Source organism: Photobacterium malacitanum (assembly GCF_900185615.1).
Lineage (GTDB): Bacteria > Pseudomonadota > Gammaproteobacteria > Enterobacterales > Vibrionaceae > Photobacterium > Photobacterium malacitanum.
This window is the reverse complement of the sequence record NZ_FYAK01000005.1, coordinates 40,948-60,003: the sequence shown is the minus strand read 5'-3', so window position 1 is coordinate 60,003 and position 19,056 is coordinate 40,948. Positions and strand designations below refer to the sequence as shown.

General features: G+C 42.8%; 21 protein-coding genes and 1 other RNA gene. 12 read left to right on the top strand and 10 right to left on the bottom strand.

The window, feature by feature from the left end; all coding sequences use genetic code 11:
- Nucleotides 1–108: 108 nt before the first annotated feature.
- Nucleotides 109–1,095 (bottom strand): DUF2333 family protein, encoded by a 987-nt coding sequence (locus tag PMAL9190_RS12500; RefSeq protein WP_087845488.1) that lies wholly within the window; start codon nt 1,093–1,095, stop codon nt 109–111.
- Between the two features lie 405 nt (nt 1,096–1,500).
- Here PMAL9190_RS12500 and epd point away from each other — a divergent pair, with 405 nt between their 5' ends.
- The 5 genes from epd to PMAL9190_RS12475 all read left to right on the top strand — a co-directional run bounded on the left by epd (nt 1,501) and on the right by PMAL9190_RS12475 (nt 7,240).
- Entirely contained in the window at nt 1,501–2,553 is a 1,053-nt protein-coding gene (gene epd, locus PMAL9190_RS12495) for an erythrose-4-phosphate dehydrogenase (protein ID WP_087845487.1), read from the top strand.
- Between the two features lie 85 nt (nt 2,554–2,638).
- Entirely contained in the window at nt 2,639–3,802 is a 1,164-nt protein-coding gene (locus tag PMAL9190_RS12490; RefSeq protein ID WP_087845486.1) for a phosphoglycerate kinase, read from the top strand.
- Nucleotides 3,803–3,961: 159 nt separating this feature from the next.
- Complete coding sequence (fbaA, locus tag PMAL9190_RS12485; RefSeq protein ID WP_087821208.1) at nt 3,962–5,038, top strand: class II fructose-bisphosphate aldolase; 1,077 nt, start codon at nt 3,962–3,964, stop codon at nt 5,036–5,038.
- A 344-nt stretch (nt 5,039–5,382) separates the two neighbouring features.
- Complete coding sequence (gene mscS, locus PMAL9190_RS12480) at nt 5,383–6,267, top strand: small-conductance mechanosensitive channel MscS (RefSeq protein WP_087845485.1); 885 nt, start codon at nt 5,383–5,385, stop codon at nt 6,265–6,267.
- Between the two features lie 259 nt (nt 6,268–6,526).
- Nucleotides 6,527–7,240, top strand: coding sequence for an oxidative stress defense protein (locus PMAL9190_RS12475; protein WP_087845484.1), 714 nt, complete (start codon nt 6,527–6,529; stop codon nt 7,238–7,240).
- Nucleotides 7,241–7,329: 89 nt separating this feature from the next.
- Here the strand turns inward: PMAL9190_RS12475 and serA are convergent, their stop codons facing one another.
- The 5 genes from serA to PMAL9190_RS12450 form a co-directional block, all read right to left on the bottom strand.
- A complete protein-coding gene (gene serA, locus PMAL9190_RS12470; RefSeq protein WP_087845483.1) occupies nt 7,330–8,559 on the bottom strand; it encodes a phosphoglycerate dehydrogenase in 1,230 nt (409 codons plus the stop codon).
- A 235-nt stretch (nt 8,560–8,794) separates the two neighbouring features.
- Nucleotides 8,795–9,454 carry a ribose-5-phosphate isomerase RpiA gene (gene rpiA, locus PMAL9190_RS12465; RefSeq protein ID WP_087845482.1) on the bottom strand — a complete coding sequence of 220 codons (660 nt, stop codon included), beginning with the start codon at nt 9,452–9,454 and terminating at the stop codon, nt 8,795–8,797.
- Between the two features lie 182 nt (nt 9,455–9,636).
- Nucleotides 9,637–10,248 carry a 5-formyltetrahydrofolate cyclo-ligase gene (locus PMAL9190_RS12460; RefSeq protein ID WP_235004361.1) on the bottom strand — a complete coding sequence of 204 codons (612 nt, stop codon included), beginning with the start codon at nt 10,246–10,248 and terminating at the stop codon, nt 9,637–9,639.
- 81 nt (nt 10,249–10,329) lie between these two features.
- Nucleotides 10,330–10,513, bottom strand: a non-coding RNA gene (gene ssrS / locus PMAL9190_RS12455) — 6S RNA.
- Nucleotides 10,514–10,520: 7 nt separating this feature from the next.
- Complete coding sequence (locus PMAL9190_RS12450) at nt 10,521–10,820, bottom strand: cell division protein ZapA (RefSeq protein ID WP_060999853.1); 300 nt, start codon at nt 10,818–10,820, stop codon at nt 10,521–10,523.
- A gap of 385 nt (nt 10,821–11,205) precedes the next feature.
- Between PMAL9190_RS12450 and PMAL9190_RS12445 the strand changes: the two genes are divergently transcribed.
- The 4 genes from PMAL9190_RS12445 to gcvH all read left to right on the top strand — a co-directional run bounded on the left by PMAL9190_RS12445 (nt 11,206) and on the right by gcvH (nt 14,769).
- A complete protein-coding gene (locus PMAL9190_RS12445) occupies nt 11,206–11,787 on the top strand; it encodes a YecA/YgfB family protein (RefSeq protein WP_087845481.1) in 582 nt (193 codons plus the stop codon).
- 27 nt (nt 11,788–11,814) lie between these two features.
- Complete coding sequence (ubiH, locus tag PMAL9190_RS12440; protein ID WP_087845480.1) at nt 11,815–13,002, top strand: 2-octaprenyl-6-methoxyphenyl hydroxylase; 1,188 nt, start codon at nt 11,815–11,817, stop codon at nt 13,000–13,002.
- 2 nt (nt 13,003–13,004) lie between these two features.
- Complete coding sequence (locus PMAL9190_RS12435; RefSeq protein WP_200813419.1) at nt 13,005–14,216, top strand: FAD-dependent 2-octaprenylphenol hydroxylase; 1,212 nt, start codon at nt 13,005–13,007, stop codon at nt 14,214–14,216.
- 160 nt (nt 14,217–14,376) lie between these two features.
- Nucleotides 14,377–14,769 (top strand): glycine cleavage system protein GcvH, encoded by a 393-nt coding sequence (gene gcvH, locus PMAL9190_RS12430; protein ID WP_065167863.1) that lies wholly within the window; start codon nt 14,377–14,379, stop codon nt 14,767–14,769.
- 46 nt (nt 14,770–14,815) lie between these two features.
- Here gcvH and PMAL9190_RS12425 read toward each other — a convergent pair whose 3' ends face one another.
- Nucleotides 14,816–15,019 (bottom strand): DUF1107 domain-containing protein, encoded by a 204-nt coding sequence (locus PMAL9190_RS12425; protein ID WP_060999846.1) that lies wholly within the window; start codon nt 15,017–15,019, stop codon nt 14,816–14,818.
- 484 nt (nt 15,020–15,503) lie between these two features.
- On the opposite strand from PMAL9190_RS12425, the gene PMAL9190_RS12420 reads away from it, so the two are divergent.
- The 3 genes from PMAL9190_RS12420 to nqrM are packed head-to-tail and all read left to right on the top strand — an operon-like array spanning nt 15,504 to nt 16,477.
- Nucleotides 15,504–15,803 carry a DUF134 domain-containing protein gene (locus tag PMAL9190_RS12420; RefSeq protein ID WP_087845616.1) on the top strand — a complete coding sequence of 100 codons (300 nt, stop codon included), beginning with the start codon at nt 15,504–15,506 and terminating at the stop codon, nt 15,801–15,803.
- 3 nt (nt 15,804–15,806) lie between these two features.
- Entirely contained in the window at nt 15,807–16,277 is a 471-nt protein-coding gene (locus PMAL9190_RS12415; protein ID WP_087845479.1) for a NifB/NifX family molybdenum-iron cluster-binding protein, read from the top strand.
- The gene (gene nqrM, locus PMAL9190_RS12410; RefSeq protein WP_087845478.1) at nt 16,274–16,477 is read left to right on the top strand and encodes a (Na+)-NQR maturation NqrM; all 204 of its coding nucleotides are present in this window, start codon (nt 16,274–16,276) and stop codon (nt 16,475–16,477) included. Before PMAL9190_RS12415 ends, nqrM begins: the two co-directional genes overlap by 4 nt.
- A 60-nt stretch (nt 16,478–16,537) precedes the next feature.
- Here the strand turns inward: nqrM and PMAL9190_RS12405 are convergent, their stop codons facing one another.
- The 3 genes from PMAL9190_RS12405 to ygfZ form a co-directional block, all read right to left on the bottom strand.
- On the bottom strand, nt 16,538–17,488 hold the full coding sequence (locus PMAL9190_RS12405; protein ID WP_087845477.1) for a LysR family transcriptional regulator: 951 nt from the start codon (nt 17,486–17,488) through the stop codon (nt 16,538–16,540).
- A 69-nt stretch (nt 17,489–17,557) separates the two neighbouring features.
- Nucleotides 17,558–18,043: an aminoacyl-tRNA deacylase gene (locus PMAL9190_RS12400; protein ID WP_087845476.1), complete on the bottom strand. Its 486-nt coding sequence runs from the start codon at nt 18,041–18,043 to the stop codon at nt 17,558–17,560.
- Complete coding sequence (gene ygfZ / locus PMAL9190_RS12395; RefSeq protein WP_087845475.1) at nt 18,033–19,013, bottom strand: tRNA-modifying protein YgfZ; 981 nt, start codon at nt 19,011–19,013, stop codon at nt 18,033–18,035. Before ygfZ ends, PMAL9190_RS12400 begins: the two co-directional genes overlap by 11 nt.
- Nucleotides 19,014–19,056 lie beyond the last annotated feature (43 nt).

Genomic DNA, 19,056 nt, shown 5'->3' with positions numbered 1-19,056 from the left:
TCTGTAAACCGAGGGCTTGTAAAGGTCAATGTCGCCTCCAACTAAGCGGCTGCTAATAAAAAAGATCGCCCTTAAGCGATCTTTTTGAAGGTATATCTGTGTTGCGGGTTAACGCTTTTCTAGAATATTAATCAAATCCACAGTGCCAGCCTGAGCGCGTGAAACATAGTTGGCCATGATCAAAGAATGGTTAGCGATCAGGCCAAAACCATTACCATTTAAAATCATTGGACTCCATACCGTTTCTTGAGTCGCTTCAAGCTCACCGATGATCTGATCCATTACTACCATCGCTTTGGTTTCTTCTAATACTTCTTTAAAGTCATCGCGCATTGCTTGCATTAATAGCAATAATGCCCATGTTGAACCGCGAGATTCATAGAAGACATTATCTATTTTGAGCCACGGCGTTTTGGTGTTATCAACTTTGATTTCACGTAGCACACCATTGCCTTCAGCCAATTGATCGTGATCGACGTTTAAGTGCGCCTCACCGACCGATGAACCGAGATCTTGTGAAATGCTACCAAGGCGGTTTTGAACCACTTCTAGCCACGCAACTAAGCCATCATCACGAGCATAGAATGTGGCTCTCTTGCTTGGATTTTTAGTCTCTACCAGACGATCTCGATAACTGATCAATGAATCGATTGCCTCTTGGTATTGTGATTCTGCACTTGGGAAGTTCCAACTGTGACTATTAATGTTCAGTGCTGGCTGCGCTTCTTTTAGATCCGGATCAATACGGCTTTCATTTTGAGAACGGCTAATACGATCTTTTAAAATAAGGACCATATCGCGCACTTGGGTTAATACGCCGGCTTCCCAAGCGGGCATGTTATCCATCAATACACTTGGTGGTAGACGGTCATTAGTTAGGAAACCACCCGGCTTATCCAGTAATAACTGATTAATATGGATCAAGGTCGTCGTGGTTTCGTAACCAATAACAGGCTGTTGATGGTTCAGTGTCGCTTGTTGAGCGGTATATTTACTTGGCGAAAAGGTGTCGGGCTCACAAGACCAATAAACTGAGACTGCGTAGCCAAGTAAGACCGCGAGAGCTCCCCCGATAACAATTTTTTTCTTGTTCATAATAACCTCATTGCGGATGTAACAACTGTTTAGCAGTAAAAAAGGGCTGTTAAAGAGGTGAATGGCAGCATGTTGATGCTATTCACTAGGCAGATATGTAGATAAATATGTCACTTTGTATAATTATACTACGAATAAATTATTGCTTTTGTGAATTCTATACGGTGTTGATTTGTCTCTGAAATAAGCCTAAAAAAACGAATTTGAATGACATGGAATTGACATTTGCCGCAGTTAAACATGGTTAGCTATTCACAATTTCAGTTTCAACCAAGTAACTTTGTGTGATTATGTGTTTGATTATGTAGATATTTAATTAAACACAGTGAGAGTTGTCACAATTATGGTGATTCTCAAACTTGGTTGGTATACACTAACGCCGCTTAGTTTTTTTGTAGCACGGATATGACACTAAAAGTCGCAATAAATGGATTCGGCCGCATCGGTCGCAGTGTGCTTCGCGCATTGTATGAGAGCGGTAAACACCACCAGATTAACGTCGTGGCCATCAATGAATTGGCTGAGCCTGAAGCAATGGCTCACTTACTTCAGTATGATTCAAGCCATGGACGCTTCGGTAAGCCTGTCAGTCATGACCAGGAGCATCTCTTTATTGCCCATGAAAATGGTCATCGCGATCAAATTCGTCTGCTTCATCAACCCGATCCTAAATTATTACCGTGGCATGATTTGGATGTCGATATCGTCCTTGATTGTACAGGCCACTTAGGTTCTCGTGCTGATGGTTTAGCCCACATCGACGCTGGTGCTAACAAAGTGTTATTTTCCCATCCTGCTGCCAAAGACATCGATTTTACTGTGATATATGGCGTTAACCATCACCAGTTAACTTCGCAACACACGATTGTTTCTAACGGCTCTTGTACGACGAATTGCATTGTGCCCATCATTCAGGTGTTGGATGAGTGTTTCGGGATTGAAACTGGCTCAATAACCTCAATTCACTCGGCAATGAATGATCAGCAAGTCATTGATGCTTATCATCCTGATTTACGCCGAACACGTGCTGCTAGCCAATCCATTATTCCAGTAGATACCAAATTACATTTAGGTATCGGTCGTATTTTTCCGAAGTTTTCTGACAAATTTGAAGCGATTTCTGTGAGGGTGCCCACAATAAATGTCACCGCCATGGATTTAACGGTTACTGTTACAACAAACGTGAAAGTTAATGACGTAAATCAAGCATTATTAAATGCGTCTCGTTGTACATTAAAGGGTATAGTGGCTTATACCGAAGCACCATTAGTGTCGATTGACTTCAATCATGATCCCCATAGCGCGATTGTTGACGGTACTCAAACCCGCGTAAGTGGTCAGCATTTAATTAAAATGTTGGTGTGGTGTGATAACGAATGGGGATTTGCAAATCGTATGTTAGATACTGCGTTAGCAATGGCGGCAACAGGTAACTCTGCTGCAACGCCGCAAAAATAAGTAGTAAGAATTATTGGGTTTGGCAGTGACGCCGAGCCGTGAAATTTATGAACTTTTATTTTAAATAATGTTGAGAGGGCAAAACATGTCTGTAATCAAGATGACTGATCTGGACCTAGCTGGTAAGCGTGTATTTATTCGTGCTGACCTAAACGTGCCAGTAAAAGACGGTAAAGTAACTTCAGATGCACGTATCCTTGCATCTCTACCTACTATTCAGCGTTGCCTAGAAGCTGGCGCTAAAGTAATGGTTACTTCTCACCTAGGTCGTCCAACGGAAGGCGAATACGCAGAAGAATTCTCTCTACAGCCTGTAGTTAACTACTTAAATGACGCACTAGATTGTGACGTTAAACTAGCAAAAGATTACCTAAATGGTCTTGAGCTAAACGCAGGCGAGCTTGTTGTTCTTGAGAACGTACGTTTCAACAAGGGCGAGAAGAAGAACGAAGACGAACTATCTAAGCAATACGCTGCACTTTGTGACGTATTCGTAATGGATGCATTTGGTACGGCTCACCGTGCACAAGCATCTACTTACGGTGTAGGTATGTTTGCACCTGTAGCATGTGCAGGTCCACTACTTGCTGGCGAACTAGAAGCGCTAGGTAAAGCAATGGATAACCCAGCACGTCCAATGGTTGCTATCGTTGGTGGTTCTAAAGTATCGACTAAACTAACTGTACTTGAGTCACTATCTAAGATTGCTGACCAAATCGTTGTTGGTGGTGGTATTGCTAACACATTCATCGCTGCTGAAGGCAACGATGTAGGTAAGTCTCTATACGAAGCTGACCTTATCCCTACAGCGAAAGAGCTAATGGCAAGCACTGACATTCCAGTAGCAACTGATGTTGTATGTGCTAAAGAGTTCTCTGACTCAGCTGAAGCGACTATCAAAGCTGCAACAGACATTGCTGCTGACGACATGGTTCTTGACCTAGGTCCTGATTCAGCTCAAGCACTTGCTGAAATCATCATGAACGCAAAAACTATTCTTTGGAATGGTCCTGTGGGCGTATTTGAAATCGAGCAATTCGGTAAAGGTACTGAAGTTGTTGCGAACGCAATCGCACAATCAGCTGGTTTCTCTGTTGCAGGCGGCGGTGACACACTAGCAGCTATCGACAAGTACGGCATCAAAGATAAAGTATCTTACATCTCTACTGGTGGCGGTGCTTTCCTTGAGTTCGTTGAAGGTAAGAAATTACCAGCAGTTGAAATGCTAGAAGCTCGCGCTAAAGCATAATTTATTTGGCGTGGAAACTAACTATATTTATAATATTGTCTTAGTTTCCACGTTTAAATGTTTGTGATAGACGTTATATTTCAGTAAAATAGAAGCTTATCGCAAACGTTTGCACAAGAATTTTTCCACAGACAACAAAGTAAATATAGGACTATTGTTATGTCTAAGATCTTCGATTTTGTAAAACCTGGTGTTATTTCTGGCGACGACCTACAGAAAGTTTTTGCTGTAGCAAAAGAAAACAACTTCGCTCTACCTGCTGTTAACTGTATCGGTACTGATTCAGTTAATGCTGTTCTTGAAGCTGCTGCTAAAGCTAAAGCGCCAGTTATCGTTCAGTTCTCTAACGGTGGTGCTGCATTCTTCGGCGGTAAAGGTCTTAAGCTTGAAGGTCAAGGCCCTCAAATTCTTGGCGCTATCGCTGGTGCAAAATACGTTCACGCAGTAGCTGAAGCTTACGGTGTTCCAGTTATTCTTCACACTGACCACGCTGCTAAGAAACTACTTCCTTGGATCGACGGTCTACTAGACGCTGGTGAAGAGTTCTTCGCTCAAACTGGTAAGCCTCTATTCTCTTCTCACATGATCGACCTTTCTGAAGAGTCGCTAGAAGAGAACATCGAAATCTCTGGTCAATACCTTGCGCGTATGGCTAAGATGAACATGACACTAGAAATCGAACTAGGTTGTACTGGTGGTGAAGAAGACGGTGTTGATAACTCAGATATGGATTCTTCTGAGCTATACACTTCTCCTGAAGATGTTGCATACGCATACGAGAAACTAAACGCTATCAGCCCACGTTTCACTATCGCTGCTTCTTTCGGTAACGTACACGGTGTTTACCAAGCAGGTAACGTTGTACTAACTCCAACTATCCTACGTGATTCTCAAACTTACGTTTCTGAGAAGTTTGGCCTACCAGCTAACTCTCTAAACTTCGTATTCCACGGTGGTTCAGGTTCTTCTGAAGCTGAAATCCAAGAGTCTATCGGTTACGGTGTTATCAAAATGAACATCGATACTGATACACAGTGGGCTGCATGGGACGGTATCCGTCGCTACGAAGCTGAAAACCACGATTACCTACAAGGTCAAATCGGCAACCCAACGGGTGAGTCAGCGCCTAACAAGAAATACTACGATCCACGCGTTTGGTTACGTGCAGGTCAAGTATCAATGGTTGAGCGTCTAGAGAAAGCATTCTCTGACCTAAATGCAGTTGACGTTCTTTAATAGAATATCAACCATATAAAATGTGAAAAAGCCCACTTCGGTGGGCTTTTTTTTTGCTTTATATTAATCAGTTAGCGTAATTTCATTGGAATATATAAATTATATTTTTTTATGATTGTTCGAATTTTTTTACTAGCCATTTAGTGGCTAAAAGATTAATAATGCAGCGTTTCTTTGATGTTATAGTTCGCTGTACTGATTATTATACCTATCACAGAATAGTGGGCGGTAGTTAGCTAATATCAAAGTTGTTGCTGAGGTGTTATTTTTTACGGTTTACTGTATGATTTACTCATTAGGCGGCATTTAATATTCTTTTTTATATTTTTTAGAGAGATACCTTCATGACAGAGAGCGTTACTGACAAGGTTGTTGAGCATATATCAGATAACTCATTAACTAACGGTGTATTACATGCCGGCAACTGGATCACTAAAAACCAAGATCTATTAGTTCAATATGCAGTAAATATCGTTTCTGCAATACTGATTCTATTTATCGGTAATATCATTGTTAAGATGATTGCTGGTACTGTAGCTAAAGTACTGCGTAAAAAAGACATGGACAACGCAGTTGTTGAGTTTATCCATGGTTTAGTGCGTTACCTATTATTTGTTATCGTATTAATTGCAGCACTGGGTCGCATTGGTGTTCAAACGGCTTCTGTGGTTGCTGTTATTGGTGCGGCAGGTTTGGCAGTTGGTCTTGCACTACAGGGCTCATTATCAAACTTCGCAGCTGGTGTACTGATCGTTGCTTTCCGTCCATTCAAATCTGGTGACTATGTGGAAGCTGGCGGTGTTGCTGGTTCGGTAGAATCTATTCAGATTTTCTCAACTGAGTTACGTACTCCAGACAACAAGATGGTTGTCGTTCCTAACGCTGCTGTTATTGGTAACCCAATCACTAACTACTCTCGTCATGACACACGTCGTATCGATTTAACGATTGGTGTTTCTTACAACGCTGATCTTCAAAAAACGAAAGAAGTATTAAACCGTGTTGTGATGGCAAATGAGTTAGTACTTAAAGATCCTGCACCAACAATTGGTGTGGTGGCATTAGCTGATTCATCAGTAAACTTCGTGGTTCGCCCATGGGTTAAGACTGCTGATTACTGGGGTGTATATTTCGATCTTAACCAAGCAATTAAAGAAGAGCTTGATAAAGAAGGTATCGAAATCCCATTCCCACAAATGGATATTCACCTAAATAAAGTTGAGGCGTAATTCGCCTGACGGTGAGTTGTGATCGAAAAAAGAAGCCTGATGGCTTCTTTTTTTTTATCAATTCACGGTGCTCGATCGCAATAATAGCGTGGTTAAAGCGCTAATGTTGCTGAATCAATACTGAAAATAGATTAAAAAACAGTGTTCACTAAGTTGGGGTTTTGTTAGCATGGCACCATCATTACTGATGAAAATAGGGTGTTTATCCTGTACTAGTGAATAAATCACCATGTTATGCGACTCAGAAAAAGGATCAACAATGAAAAATACATGTTTAGCAATAGTACTTGGTGTGAGTGCATTTGCTTCAGCGTCTGCAATGGCGGCTGATATTCCATTTCCTCATTTAGAGACGACCGGACGTGGTGAAGTTGTAGTACAGCCTGATATGGCGGTATTTTCGGTTAATGTTGTTGAAACTAAAAAAACGGCGGTTGATGCTAAGTTAGCTGTTGATCAAGCCGTGACTAAGTTTATTGAACGGCTACAAGCGGCTGGTGTGAACAAAAAAGACATCAATAGCGCTAATATTTCGTTGTCGGCGCAATATAATTATCCTAAAGATCATAAGCCGGAGTTAGTTGGTTTTAGAGCGAATCGCAGTGTCGAGGTGACGGTACATCAACTAACGAAGTTAAATCGCTATTTAGATGACGCGCTGGGTGATGGAATTAATCAAATTAATAACATTGATTTAAAAGTGGCTGATAGTGAAAAATATCAGCAGCAAGCGCGCCAAAAAGCGATAGAGAATGCTAAGCAAGTAGCGGCCTCACTGGCGCAAGGGTTTGGTAATAGAATTGATGGTGTATGGCAAATTGATTACGATACTAACAGTCAGCCAATGCCGTATATGCGTGCCAATTCTTGGGTCGGTGGCGCTCGACAAGATTCGATTGATCAAAGCTATACTGATAACAACATTGTGATTAAAGACAGTGTTAATGTGATCTTTAAATTAGCTGAAAAATAATCGACTGATCACTCGTTTTGATAAAGAGCCATAAAAAAGGAGAGCACAGTGCTCTCCTTGTTGTTATTAGCGGTTATGGCAAGAAGGGATTAGTGCAAAATACGCGCGCGAATAGTGCCATCAATGAGTTTTAGTTGCTGTAAGGCTTCTTTTGAGCGTTCGGTTTCGACATCAATAACCACATAACCGACTTCAGCGCCAGTTTGTAAGAACTGCGCGGCGATGTTGATGCCTTCTGAAGCAAAGACGGTGGTGATTTGATTGAGTATACCTGGACGGTTGTGGTGAATGTGCAGTAAGCGAGAACACCCCTGATGTTCTGGCAGCGATACTTCTGGAAAGCCAACTGCTGATAAGGTTGAGCCGTTATCAGAATATTTGACTAACTTACCTGCGACCTCTATGCCGATATTTTCTTGTGCTTCATGGGTTGAACCACCAATGTGCGGCGTTAAAATCACATTATCAAACTGCATGAGTGGCGACTCAAACGGGTCGTTGTTGGTTTTAGGTTCAATTGGGAACACATCGATAGCGGCACCTGCAATATGCTTGCTTTCTAGCGCACTGCAGAGCGCATCAATATCAACCACAGTGCCACGGGCGGCATTAATGAAAATTGCTCCCGGCTTCATACGGGCAAATTCTTCGACGCCCATTAAGTTCGCTGTGCCTTTGGTTTCAGGTACATGCAAACTAACCACATCCGATTTATTGAGTAGTTCAGATAACGAACTTACTTGAGTCGCATTGCCTAGCGACAGTTTGGTTTCAATGTCATAGAAGCATACTCGCATACCAAGGTTTTCAGCCAAGATCCCTAATTGAGTGCCAATGTGGCCGTAACCAATAATGCCTAATGTTTTACCACGCGCTTCAAATGATTGATCTGCCGACTTTAACCATTCGCCTCGATGAGCTTTGGCATTTTTCTCTGGAATACCGCGCAATAATAATAAAATTTCACCTAAAACCAGTTCAGCAACACTACGCGTATTGGAAAAAGGGGCGTTGAAAACAGGAATACCGCGTCGCATAGCTTCATCGAGATCAACTTGATTGGTGCCAATGCAGAAACAACCCACAGCGGTGAGTTTTTTAGCGGCCGCAAAGACCTCGGGGGTTAATTGGGTACGGGAACGAATACCGATAAAATGGACATCTTTTACCGCTTCTAACAGTTCTTCACCTGCTAAAGAGCCTTTGTGGTATTCAATATTGGTATAACCCGCTTGCTGTAAAACTTCAAGTGTTGAAGGGTGGAGGCCTTCTAATAGAAGGATTTTAATTTTTGCTTTATTGAGTGACACGGTTGCCATAGGTTCTTATCCTTAAAAACGTAGCGACTAATGATGCTAACACTGCGGTTATTAAATGCGGGTTATTACATCTCAGTAGCTAAATGGTTAAACGTTTGCTACATGCTGTTTAATAAAGTATCAAAAATTAATCACTAAGGGTAAGAATATTACAAAAAAGCCAATAAAAAACGGCAGCTAATGATTCGCGAGCGATCAACAGCGGCCGTTTTGTAATCAAATAACGAATTAATCATTATTTTTCGATGATTTTAGTTCCTTCAGGTGTACCAACAAGTACAACGTCAGCGCCACGATGGGCAAATAAACCGACGGTTACTACACCTGGTAGGGCGTTGATGCTGTCTTCCATTGCTTTTGGATCGGTGATCGCCATGTTGTAAACATCAAGAATGATATTACCGTTATCGGTTACAACACCTTCACGGTATACCGGATCGCCACCAAGTTTCACTAATTCACGACCAATGAAAGAGCGTGCCATTGGAATCACTTCAACTGGTAATGGGAATTGACCAAGTACATCTACTTGCTTGGTATTATCAACGATACAAACAAATTTCTTAGCAATTGCCGCGACGATTTTTTCACGAGTTAATGCCGCACCGCCACCTTTGATCATGTCAAATTGAGCATTGATTTCATCTGCACCATCAACATAAATATCTAGGCTAGCAACGTCGTTAGCATCAAAAACTTTAATGCCAATTTGCTCTAGGCGTTCAGTTGAAGCGACCGAGCTTGAAACTGCGCCTTTGATCTCTTCTTTACGGGTTGCCAAGGCATCGATGAAGTGATTAACAGTTGAACCAGTACCTACACCAACAATACTGTTTTTTGTTACGTACTCAAGTGCTGCCCAACCGGCTGCTTTTTTCATTTCATCTTGTGTCATGCCGTTCTCCTCGTAATGACCTCAATTATGCGAACGGTGATTATAGCTAACCGAAGTGATTTCGTCAGTCGGATTCTATGGTTAAACCGTGCAAACTTAAAACTAAAAATATAACTTTTTGAATAACATACAGTTACATTCAGTTTTTTTTAACCAAAAGCCAATCGTTTGCGTTAAGTGTGTTATGACTCTGTAAATTGATGGTTAGGGGTGATGATTAATGGTAATGGCACATCCCAGTGTTGATTGGGAAGCTGAGCAATATATTGGCAATCATGACCGATGCCAATGGGATAAGGGCCGCGGCGGTGCTGGTGCCATTGGCTTAAAGTGCGATCATAATAGCCACCGCCCATACCTAGTCGTTGTCCGAGGCGATCAAAAGCCACTAATGGCGTACAAATTACATCAAGTTGTGCTATTGGCTTAACGCGTCGAACATCTAATTTAGGTTCGCTAATACCATAGCGATTAGTGGTCATTGGCGTGCTGGCATCATAGTGCAAGAATAGTAAATGGCCTTTAGTAAAAGGATGCAAAACCGGTAAATAAACGGATTTTCCTTGTTGCCATAACCCGTTGATAAACGGCTGTGGATCTATTTCACCGTCATTAGCAATATAAACCGCAATATGTTGGCTGCGTTGAATACGATCTAAGGCTTGTAGGCGTAAGGATAATTGTTGTGCTGCGTGGTGTTGTTGTTGCGGTGAGAGTTGTTGTCTCGCATGACGAATTTGTTGTCGTAGCTGAGAACGCAATTGCTGGGTGGTCGCTGAGAGGGAAATCGTCACGTCGTTATCCAATCCATGAACAGTGAGTATTATAGGATTGTAGAGTGCTAATACGCACAAAGGAAGTCAAACTCAGGTAAGGGGTGCCCCAAGGTGCCGTTGCGAAATAAGGCCCTTGAACCAGATGTTCAAGGTGGACTGGCAACATTAACCGTAGGCTTCTCAGTCAGGCTGAGCATGCTCAATAGCTAATAAAAAAGCCAATCCTGGGTATTTGCTTATCGGCTCGGGGACGTTCATTCACTGACGCACACCCCAGGGTCAATTCATTATCAACGCTTTGGCTGATATTGCAATACTTTATCCAAATTTTCTTCTAGTGAATTGATTTTATTGGATATTAATTCAGCATTGCGATTATGTTGTTGGCGTTCTGAATGCAACTCGTTACTGATATTGAGACCAGTAAAGATTAATAATTGTTCTACGGATACGTTAGTACGCGCAGACATATCTTTCAAGCGTTGGTCAAAATCTGTCGCCGCGGCACGTAATGCATCTTCTTGACCCGTTGGACAATTAACTTTTAATTTTCGGCCCAATACTTGAATTTCTACAGCCTGAGTACTCATAAACCTTCGATTTGCTCCGTGCCAGAATGGGTATTCATTCCGCTTGCGACATGGTCAATATAGAAAAACCCTCTACAAGATGCAAGCGGCTATGTCTTGGTTTTGGTTCATTATCTTCTGACTAAACAGATATTAATCAGACTCGGTTCGAAGTTGATTAAGGATTGAACGTTATCACCAGTGTTATCATTTGCCGAACTAGGCTTAAGTGTTAGCATAACACAGTGCCAGCATTCGCTCATTGCTATTATTATACTCGCTAAGCCGTAACGGCGACTATTGTTTGGTACAATTTCAATGAGTGTAACCTTAACCTTGAGTATTATTGTTAGGTAATGGTCACAAAAATATATCTTATATTGCGTCAACTAAAAGGTGATAAGCCATGAGTGAAATAACCCTACCGACATACCCAGCTGTTGAAGCGGCTTTAAAAGAGCAAGGCTTAGCAGCAATGCCTGCTGAGCTACATGGTTTACTCAGTGGCATGATTTGCGGTGGCCTTGCTGTTGATGATGAAAGCTGGGCAGGTCCGGTATGTGATTATGCCAATGAAGGCGAGCCACTGACCGATGGTGCCAAAATGATGGTGCGTACTTTATTTACGACCACTGCTGAAGAATTGATTGGTGGTGGATTTGAATTCTCACTGTTGATGCCAGATGATGATGAGCCGTTATCTGAGCGTGCTGAGGCATTAACTGAGTGGGTAAATAGTTTTATTTCTGGTTTAGGACTAATGGATTTACAAAAAAATCAATTGTCTGAAGAAATCACTGAAGCATTGGCTGATTTACAAGAGATCTCACAACTTGGTATTGATGAAGATGATGATCTTGAAGAGCAAGCAGCGTTGTTTGAGCAAGTTGTTGAGCATGTGCGTATGTGTGTATTGAGTTGTCATTCTGAATTAGGTCAGCGTCTCGTCAATGACGATGATGCACAAGAGCAGCCAACAGTTCACTAACAGTTACTATTGCGAAAAGGACAAAATGTGAAGCAATATGATGTGGTTATTGCCGGTGGTGCAATGGTGGGTGCATGCTTAGCAATTGCACTCGATGAATTAACCCAACATCAATTACATATCGCGGTGGTGGAAGCGGTAGCAACCGATGAGCAACAACATCCGGGCTATGATGCGCGCAGTATTGCACTGTCGTATGGTTCGAGCCGCTTATTAGACGCGATTCAGCTATGGCCGGCATTGGCAAAGGTTGCGACGGCAATCAACCACATTCATGTGTCTGATCGTGGTCATGCCGGTATGGTTGAGTTATCTGCTCAGCAACAGGCTGTCGATGCTTTAGGTTATGTGATTGAGTTGGCGGCTGCCGGTGAAATTTTTCATCAGCAGCTCGCAATACGCCCGCAAATTGATCTGTTTTGTCCCGCAAAAGTTGACCATATAGAACGTACTCAATCAGAGGCGTTAGTGCGGTTAAGTAACGGTAAACGGTTACGGACTAAATTAGTGGTAGCTGCAGATGGCGCGCTATCCCACTGCTGTGATTTACTTCATATTGGCCGCAATGAACATGATTTTGAGCAAGTGGCGATCATTGCGAATGTTACTACTTCTGAGCCGCATCAAGGCCAAGCATTTGAACGCTTTACTCACCATGGGCCGGTAGCATTATTGCCGATGTCTCAAGGACGAAGTTCATTAGTGTGGTGTGTTGAACCGCAGCAACAAGCACGAATGATGGCATTATCTGATGCGCAATTTTTAGCAGAATTACAAACTGTGTTTGGGTGGCGATTAGGCGCGTTGACTATGGTGGGTGAGCGTCATTGTTACCCATTAATATTACGCCAAGCGCAACGGTTAGTGTCACATCGAACGGCGGTGATTGGTAATGCTGCTCAAACTCTGCATCCTATTGCTGGCCAAGGTTTTAATCTTGGACTTCGCGATGTGATGACGTTAGCGGAAGAAATAGCAGCAGGCGTTGCCCGCGGGGCTGATATTGGTTTACCAACCGTATTGGGCCGTTATCGTGAGCGCCGATTACCGGATCGACAAGCAACTGTTGCCATGACCGCTGGTTTGGTGGGCTTATTTGCCAATGATAATCCTGCGCTCGTGGCTGGGCGTAATCTGGGCTTGATGACTATGAGCCTTTCTAACACACTTCAAGCACCGCTGTTACGCCGTGCGATGGGACAGGTAAAACGATAGCTATGATGCAAAATGTTGATATCGCCATTATCGGTGGTGGCATGGTCGGTTTAACGTTGGCTGCAGCGTTAGCCGATACTGAATTACGAGTGGCTGTGATTGAAGGTAAACTACCAGAGCCTGAGTTAGCAGCTTTACCTGACGTGCGAGTGTCAGCGTTAAGCCGTGCTAGTGAGCGCATATTACGTGGGGTTGGAGCCTGGAATGGTATCTGCGACCGTCGTATGAGTCCTTACAGCAAAATGGAAGTATGGGAGCAAGACAGCTTTGCACATATTGATTTTGATGCAGAGCGTTTAGCCCAGCCTAATTTAGGCTATATTGTTGAAAATCGAGTGATTCAGTTAGCGTTATTGGATCAGGTCAGTAAGCAAGCCAATGTGAGCTTATTTGCCCCTGATAAATGCCAGAATATCGCGTTTGGTGAAACAGAAGCTTGGATCACATTAGAATCAGGCAAAAACCTTACTGCTAAATTAGTGGTTGGTGCTGATGGTGCCAATTCTTGGTTGCGCCAACATGTTGATATTCCACTGACCCATTGGGATTACGGTCATAGTGCGCTGGTGGCTAATATTCGTTGTGATGAACCTCACTTGCAGACCGCGCGGCAAATTTTTCGTCCTGATGGTCCATTAGCGTTTTTACCATTAGCGGAACAAGATTTGTGCTCAATTGTATGGTCATTGCCGCCAGAGCAAGCAATGCAACTGTGTGATGTCAGTGACGAGCAATTTAACCAACACTTAACTGCTGCGTTTGATCACCGATTAGGGTTATGCCGAGTTGAAGGCCAGCGCCAGGCCTTTCCACTGAAAATGCGTTACGCTCAAGATTTTGTGCGTGAGCGGGTGGCATTAGTCGGGGATGCGGCTCATACGATCCATCCATTGGCAGGCCAAGGCGTTAACCTGGGTTTATTGGATGCAGCGGCATTAGCGCAAGAAATTATTGGCTTATGGCAAGCGGATAAAGACATTGGTAAGCAAGCTAACTTGCGTCATTACGAGCGCTGGCGTAAAGCTGAAGCGGCGAAAATGATCACTGCTATGCAAGGTTTTAAGACCCTGTTTGATGGGGCTAATCCAGCTAAAAAATTGGTGCGCGATCTCGGAATGTTATTTGCCAACAAAGCGCCTGGTGTCAAAGATGAATTTATGCGACGTGCGTTAGGGTTAAGTGGTGAATTGCCTGAGTTAGCTCGCTATAAGTAATTTCGGTTCAGCACTCTAATTGAGTAATAACCTATTTAAGCCGCAGCATTTTTTGTTGCGGTTTTTTTGTCGCTAAATGAAGCAAAAAAAATAATTTCACCTACAGTAAAACATAGAGTGATAGTTACCGATTAATAGTGAATTTTAAAAGGATATATAAATGAGCTATGTGCCCTCAGAGTTAAAATTTACCCATACCCATGAATGGCTACGTGATGAAGGTGATGGTATTTATACGGTTGGGATCAGCGATCACGCTCAAACCTTATTAGGCGATATGGTGTTTATTGATTTACCTGATAATGGCACTGCGGTTGATGCGGGTGAAGAATGCGCTGTGATTGAATCAGTAAAAGCGGCATCAGATATTTATGCGCCATGTACTGGAACGATTATCGCTATTAATGAAGAACTTGATGCAGCACCTGAATGGGTAAATAGTGATCCTTATGGTGATGGATGGCTATTTCAAATACGTATTGATGCAGACCAAGATACCGATGAATGGCTTGATGCTGAAGATTATCTCGACACGATCGCTGATGACGAATAGCGATGACGATTAAAGCCCACTCAATTAAGTGGGCTTGATGCTGTCTTTAGTAAATTTCACGTAGACGCTTAATTTCGAGGTTAACTTCGTTAACCGTATCATAATGATGCTGTTGCGCCTTAACTGGCACTAACAATATTCCCTTTTCAAAATGATAGCCTCCACGACCATCAATATAAATTCTTCCATTAAATATACGACTAACATGCTTGGCAATTAATTTAGGCAAGTAGCGTTTGAACATCCGCATAATACAGTTTAACTCCGACCGTCCTGGCGATTAACGGCATTAGTATACTCGAAATCAAATGACGTTTTTGTGACATTATCAGCGTAAATTTAACGATATTGTTAAATTGATAACGTATTCAACAGCTATAAACGTAATCTGCAGATTAATATCCTAAATTTGCGATATTTTATAAATCATTAATCTTGTAGAAAACGGGCTATTTTCTGTGACGATAAAGACAAGATTGCCGATGTTTGACTGTGATTGCTTATATATGGTGTTTTTTTGAACGTAAGCTGGTGCTGGTGGTATTCGTTACGGTGATAGCTTTGAAGGCTATTTCGATACTTTATGCTGCTGAATATTTTTTGAAGATGTAGTGGCAGGGCGATCTTTATTAGATGCTAAAAAACAAGCTAGATCGTCATTTATGATCCTAGATCAAGGTATGGTTTTTGGCATATGCCAATAATAACCCAAATAAACCGAGATGATGATCATTATGGCACGCCCAAAAATTGTCAGAAAAATTAGCTGTCGTCCCGCTTATAGTTGCTTTAAACCCAATGGAGTACCGATGAAGCAATTACCGCGATTAGCTTTAGCGAGTGATGAACTTGAGGCGCTAAGGTTGGTGGATATGCAAGGATTACAGCAACAGCAAGCAGCACAACAACTCGGTGTATCACGCCAAACCTTAGGTAATATTATTGCTCGTGGACGCCATAAAGTGGCTCAAGCATTAGTGATGGGAATGGCATTAGAGTTAGCACCAGATAGCACACAGACTACCGAGGATTAATTTATGTTAATAGCAATTGCATTGACGCCACGAAATCAAATAGCGGGCCATTTTGGTAAAGCAGCCACGTTTGCTATTTATGATCAGCAAGGTCAACTGGTTGATCGAATTGAAAACAGTGGTAGTCGTGAGTTGGGATGCAAACATAAAAAAATATTGCAGCGCCAACTGGCAGCATTGAATGTGACTGAAATTGTATTGGGTAATATTGGCACCCGTTCTTTAGCGCGATTATTACAAGCTGGGTTTAGTGTCAGTCGGGTTGCACCACGAACAACATTAGCCGACTTTTTAGCAGGTAGCGTGACCAAAGAAGCATTACTAACAGCAGATCAAGGCCGCGCTTGTAAACGTGAAAAAGGAGGCTGTGGCTGTGGTTGTGGCACTAAAAAAGCAGCACCGGCGGCGGTTAAAATTGGCATGTTGAGTCCCGTTACTCATGGCCTTGGTAAAATTGGTGGTTTAAAACTATGACGACGTTTTTATTAACCTTAGGGATCTTCTTGGTTGTTATTGCGGCAATGGCAATTGGGTGGTGTGTAAAACGCCAAACAATCAGTGGCAGTTGTGGTGGGCTAGCCAATGTCGGTGTCAATAAAGAGTGTAATTGTGATGAGCCTTGCGATGAACACAAACTTTATCAAATCCAAGAACCGAGTCGCCACGCCCATTAATAGTATCGATGATAGTGATTGAGTAATTATTGGCAGGGCATCGTTGCTCTGCCACTGTTATTAAGCGCCAGCTCGAAGTTGTTTAACGTGAGTGATCACCGTGTTAGCAACAATGTCGCGTAACCATTGATTACGAGGGTGATTACTGTTGCGATGGAGCCATAATAATCGAATATCAAAATCAGCAATGGCCACTGGCGGTGGGCATTGGGTTAATTGGTCATTGAAGATATCTAGTTGTGCCATCAAGCGTGATACCACACATAGTAAATCGCGACCGCTTAACAAATGCCGAATAGTGAGAAAATTATGCGATCCCACAGCCACTTGGCGCTGAAACCCTTGTCGGTGTAATTGAGCATCAACTTGGGTGGTGAGCTTACCATCTGGGCTTACCAGCGCATGAGGATGGCGGCGGTATTGATCGAGACTTACTTGGTCATTCAGTCCCGTTGCTTGCTGATCATATAGGCAAACATGATCTTCCGTATATAAATACTGATGTTCAATATCCTTGCCCATATCTGTCATTGAACCGATAACAACATCGATACGGTGTTGGTTAAAATCAGAATGATAGCTATGGCGATCGACATTAAAAAAGCTTAGTTGACACTGTGGCGCTTGTTGGTGAATAGCATCATATAATACTGGAGCAAATAACAACTCGGCGTAATCGGTTAAGCCTATTTTAAAGGTGCCACAGAAATCAGCAGGTACAAATACACTTGGTCGCAGTAGTTCGTTAGTAATCAATGCTAAAATAGTGTCGACGGTTGAGGCATGCTCTAACGCGGTTTGGGTGGGTAACATTTGGTGACCATGGCGCTCAAACAAAGGATCATTTAATAAGCTTCGTAGTCGCGATAAGTTATGGCTCATTGCCGACTGACCAATGGCCAGTTTATTGGCTGCTTTAGTTACGCTGCGGGTTTCCATTAATGCAGAAAAAGCAATTAATAAATTGAGATCAACCCCGCGCCAATTAATATCGTGATGATAATTTGTCATCAACAGTTCCTTTATGTTCTATCAAGCGGCATTGTGATTAATGCCGTTGATGTTATGGCTGATGATTAATTAGAGCGGATCTCGGCAAATATCTGCGAGCATAGGATCGCATAAGATCAATAAGTCATCAGTGGCGATCTCAATTCCAGCCATGCGATCACCACTACTGATATTCACTTTTTCTATTGCCGCAATCGCATTATCAAACACGATCACTAGTGGCCGTTTTAAGCCGAGCGGGGCAACCGTACCGATAACTAAACCTGTGACTTTTTCAACCTCGGTCGCATCCGCACAAGTCATGCGCTGGCAACCCAATAATGCACGTACTTTTTTAGGATCGACCGCTTGTGGACCCGGTACACATGCCAGCACGTGAAACCCCGACATATCTTTGAGCAAGATCGATTTAACCATATGCTGTGGATCAACCCCGCGTTCAGCTGCCGCCTCGGCAATGGTTTTTGCGGGTTTGGTATGCGGTAGTAAACGGTAATCAACCCCTTCACTAATCAATAGCTGAGTGACGGGGGTATTTATTGAATTATTCTGCATTGACATCGTACGGTAGGTCGAGTTTGTGCCATAGCGCATCTGGCGCAGTGGCGAAACGGAATTGGCTATCAGCATCAAGATCATTGGGTAATACAACCAACGCTAAAGCATGATTGTCACTGTAGTGATAACCACAGATCACGGTGCCGCCTTTACGCCAATTTTCGCCGACACTACGCTCTAATGCATCACCTGGTTGTGGGCATTGTGTTGCCGTACCTGTCACGATATACATTGCGCGTTTATTGATACCACGGTATTTAGCTCGAGCAACCGTTTCTTGACCGGTATAGCAGCCTTTTTTAAAGCTAATGCCATTAACCGCTTGTAAATTTACTGCTTGAGGAATGAACTCAAGTTCAGTTGCGCTATCAATGCGTGGCATCGCCGCTTGAATATCATATAGGTTCCACAGTTCAGTGGTGGTTAAGGTTGCTGTGGGTGCCAACGTGGTGATAACACTATCTGCTTGCTCTGCAGTCGTGATAATTATCCAGCGCGCGTTATCGACTTTTACAACTGTGGCGGTGTCGTTATGGCGTACATCAGCATCACCACTAAAATGATGATCGATGGTTGCTTGAGCTTGCTCTCCCGTGAGTCCTAAAATAACAGCGTCTGTTTGAGTGATCTCTGTTTTAGAAAAAACCGCATATTTTTTTAGTTCAGGCAGTTGGGTTGCCATCACACTTTGACGTTGTAGTAAGCCGTAACCATTCTGGTAATGGAAAACACGCAGAATAGTGCGTAATTTCCCTTTAGCATCACAATGGCCAGCAAAGGTTGATTTATCAGCAGCTAAAGACACTACATCACAGGTTAATTGACCTTGTAAGTAGGATTTACTATCAGGGCCAACAAGTGTCACCATGCCCCAATCACTGAGGTTGATCAGCGCTAAATCAGGTAAAGAATCGGTGCTAGTTAATGCTAGCGGGGTGAAAGCGTGCTGAGTTGACCAAGTATTCATAATGGTATCCACAAATGCAGTAATGATGATGCTATGTTATACC

Bases quoted from the DNA above. Each gene is read 5' to 3' on its own strand.
- PMAL9190_RS12500 (WP_087845488.1), bottom strand. From the start codon at position 1,095: ATGAACAAGAAAAAAATTGTTATCGGGGGAGCTCTCGCGGTCTTACTT.
- epd (WP_087845487.1), top strand. From the start codon at position 1,501: ATGACACTAAAAGTCGCAATAAATGGATTCGGCCGCATCGGTCGCAGT.
- PMAL9190_RS12490 (WP_087845486.1), top strand. From the start codon at position 2,639: ATGTCTGTAATCAAGATGACTGATCTGGACCTAGCTGGTAAGCGTGTA.
- fbaA (WP_087821208.1), top strand. From the start codon at position 3,962: ATGTCTAAGATCTTCGATTTTGTAAAACCTGGTGTTATTTCTGGCGAC.
- mscS (WP_087845485.1), top strand. From the start codon at position 5,383: ATGACAGAGAGCGTTACTGACAAGGTTGTTGAGCATATATCAGATAAC.
- PMAL9190_RS12475 (WP_087845484.1), top strand. From the start codon at position 6,527: ATGAAAAATACATGTTTAGCAATAGTACTTGGTGTGAGTGCATTTGCT.
- serA (WP_087845483.1), bottom strand. From the start codon at position 8,559: ATGGCAACCGTGTCACTCAATAAAGCAAAAATTAAAATCCTTCTATTA.
- rpiA (WP_087845482.1), bottom strand. From the start codon at position 9,454: ATGACACAAGATGAAATGAAAAAAGCAGCCGGTTGGGCAGCACTTGAG.
- PMAL9190_RS12450 (WP_060999853.1), bottom strand. From the start codon at position 10,820: ATGAGTACTCAGGCTGTAGAAATTCAAGTATTGGGCCGAAAATTAAAA.
- PMAL9190_RS12445 (WP_087845481.1), top strand. From the start codon at position 11,206: ATGAGTGAAATAACCCTACCGACATACCCAGCTGTTGAAGCGGCTTTA.
- PMAL9190_RS12435 (WP_200813419.1), top strand. From the start codon at position 13,005: ATGATGCAAAATGTTGATATCGCCATTATCGGTGGTGGCATGGTCGGT.
- gcvH (WP_065167863.1), top strand. From the start codon at position 14,377: ATGAGCTATGTGCCCTCAGAGTTAAAATTTACCCATACCCATGAATGG.
- PMAL9190_RS12425 (WP_060999846.1), bottom strand. From the start codon at position 15,019: ATGCGGATGTTCAAACGCTACTTGCCTAAATTAATTGCCAAGCATGTT.
- PMAL9190_RS12420 (WP_087845616.1), top strand. From the start codon at position 15,504: ATGGCACGCCCAAAAATTGTCAGAAAAATTAGCTGTCGTCCCGCTTAT.
- PMAL9190_RS12415 (WP_087845479.1), top strand. From the start codon at position 15,807: ATGTTAATAGCAATTGCATTGACGCCACGAAATCAAATAGCGGGCCAT.
- nqrM (WP_087845478.1), top strand. From the start codon at position 16,274: ATGACGACGTTTTTATTAACCTTAGGGATCTTCTTGGTTGTTATTGCG.
- PMAL9190_RS12405 (WP_087845477.1), bottom strand. From the start codon at position 17,488: ATGACAAATTATCATCACGATATTAATTGGCGCGGGGTTGATCTCAAT.
- PMAL9190_RS12400 (WP_087845476.1), bottom strand. From the start codon at position 18,043: ATGCAGAATAATTCAATAAATACCCCCGTCACTCAGCTATTGATTAGT.
- ygfZ (WP_087845475.1), bottom strand. From the start codon at position 19,013: ATGAATACTTGGTCAACTCAGCACGCTTTCACCCCGCTAGCATTAACT.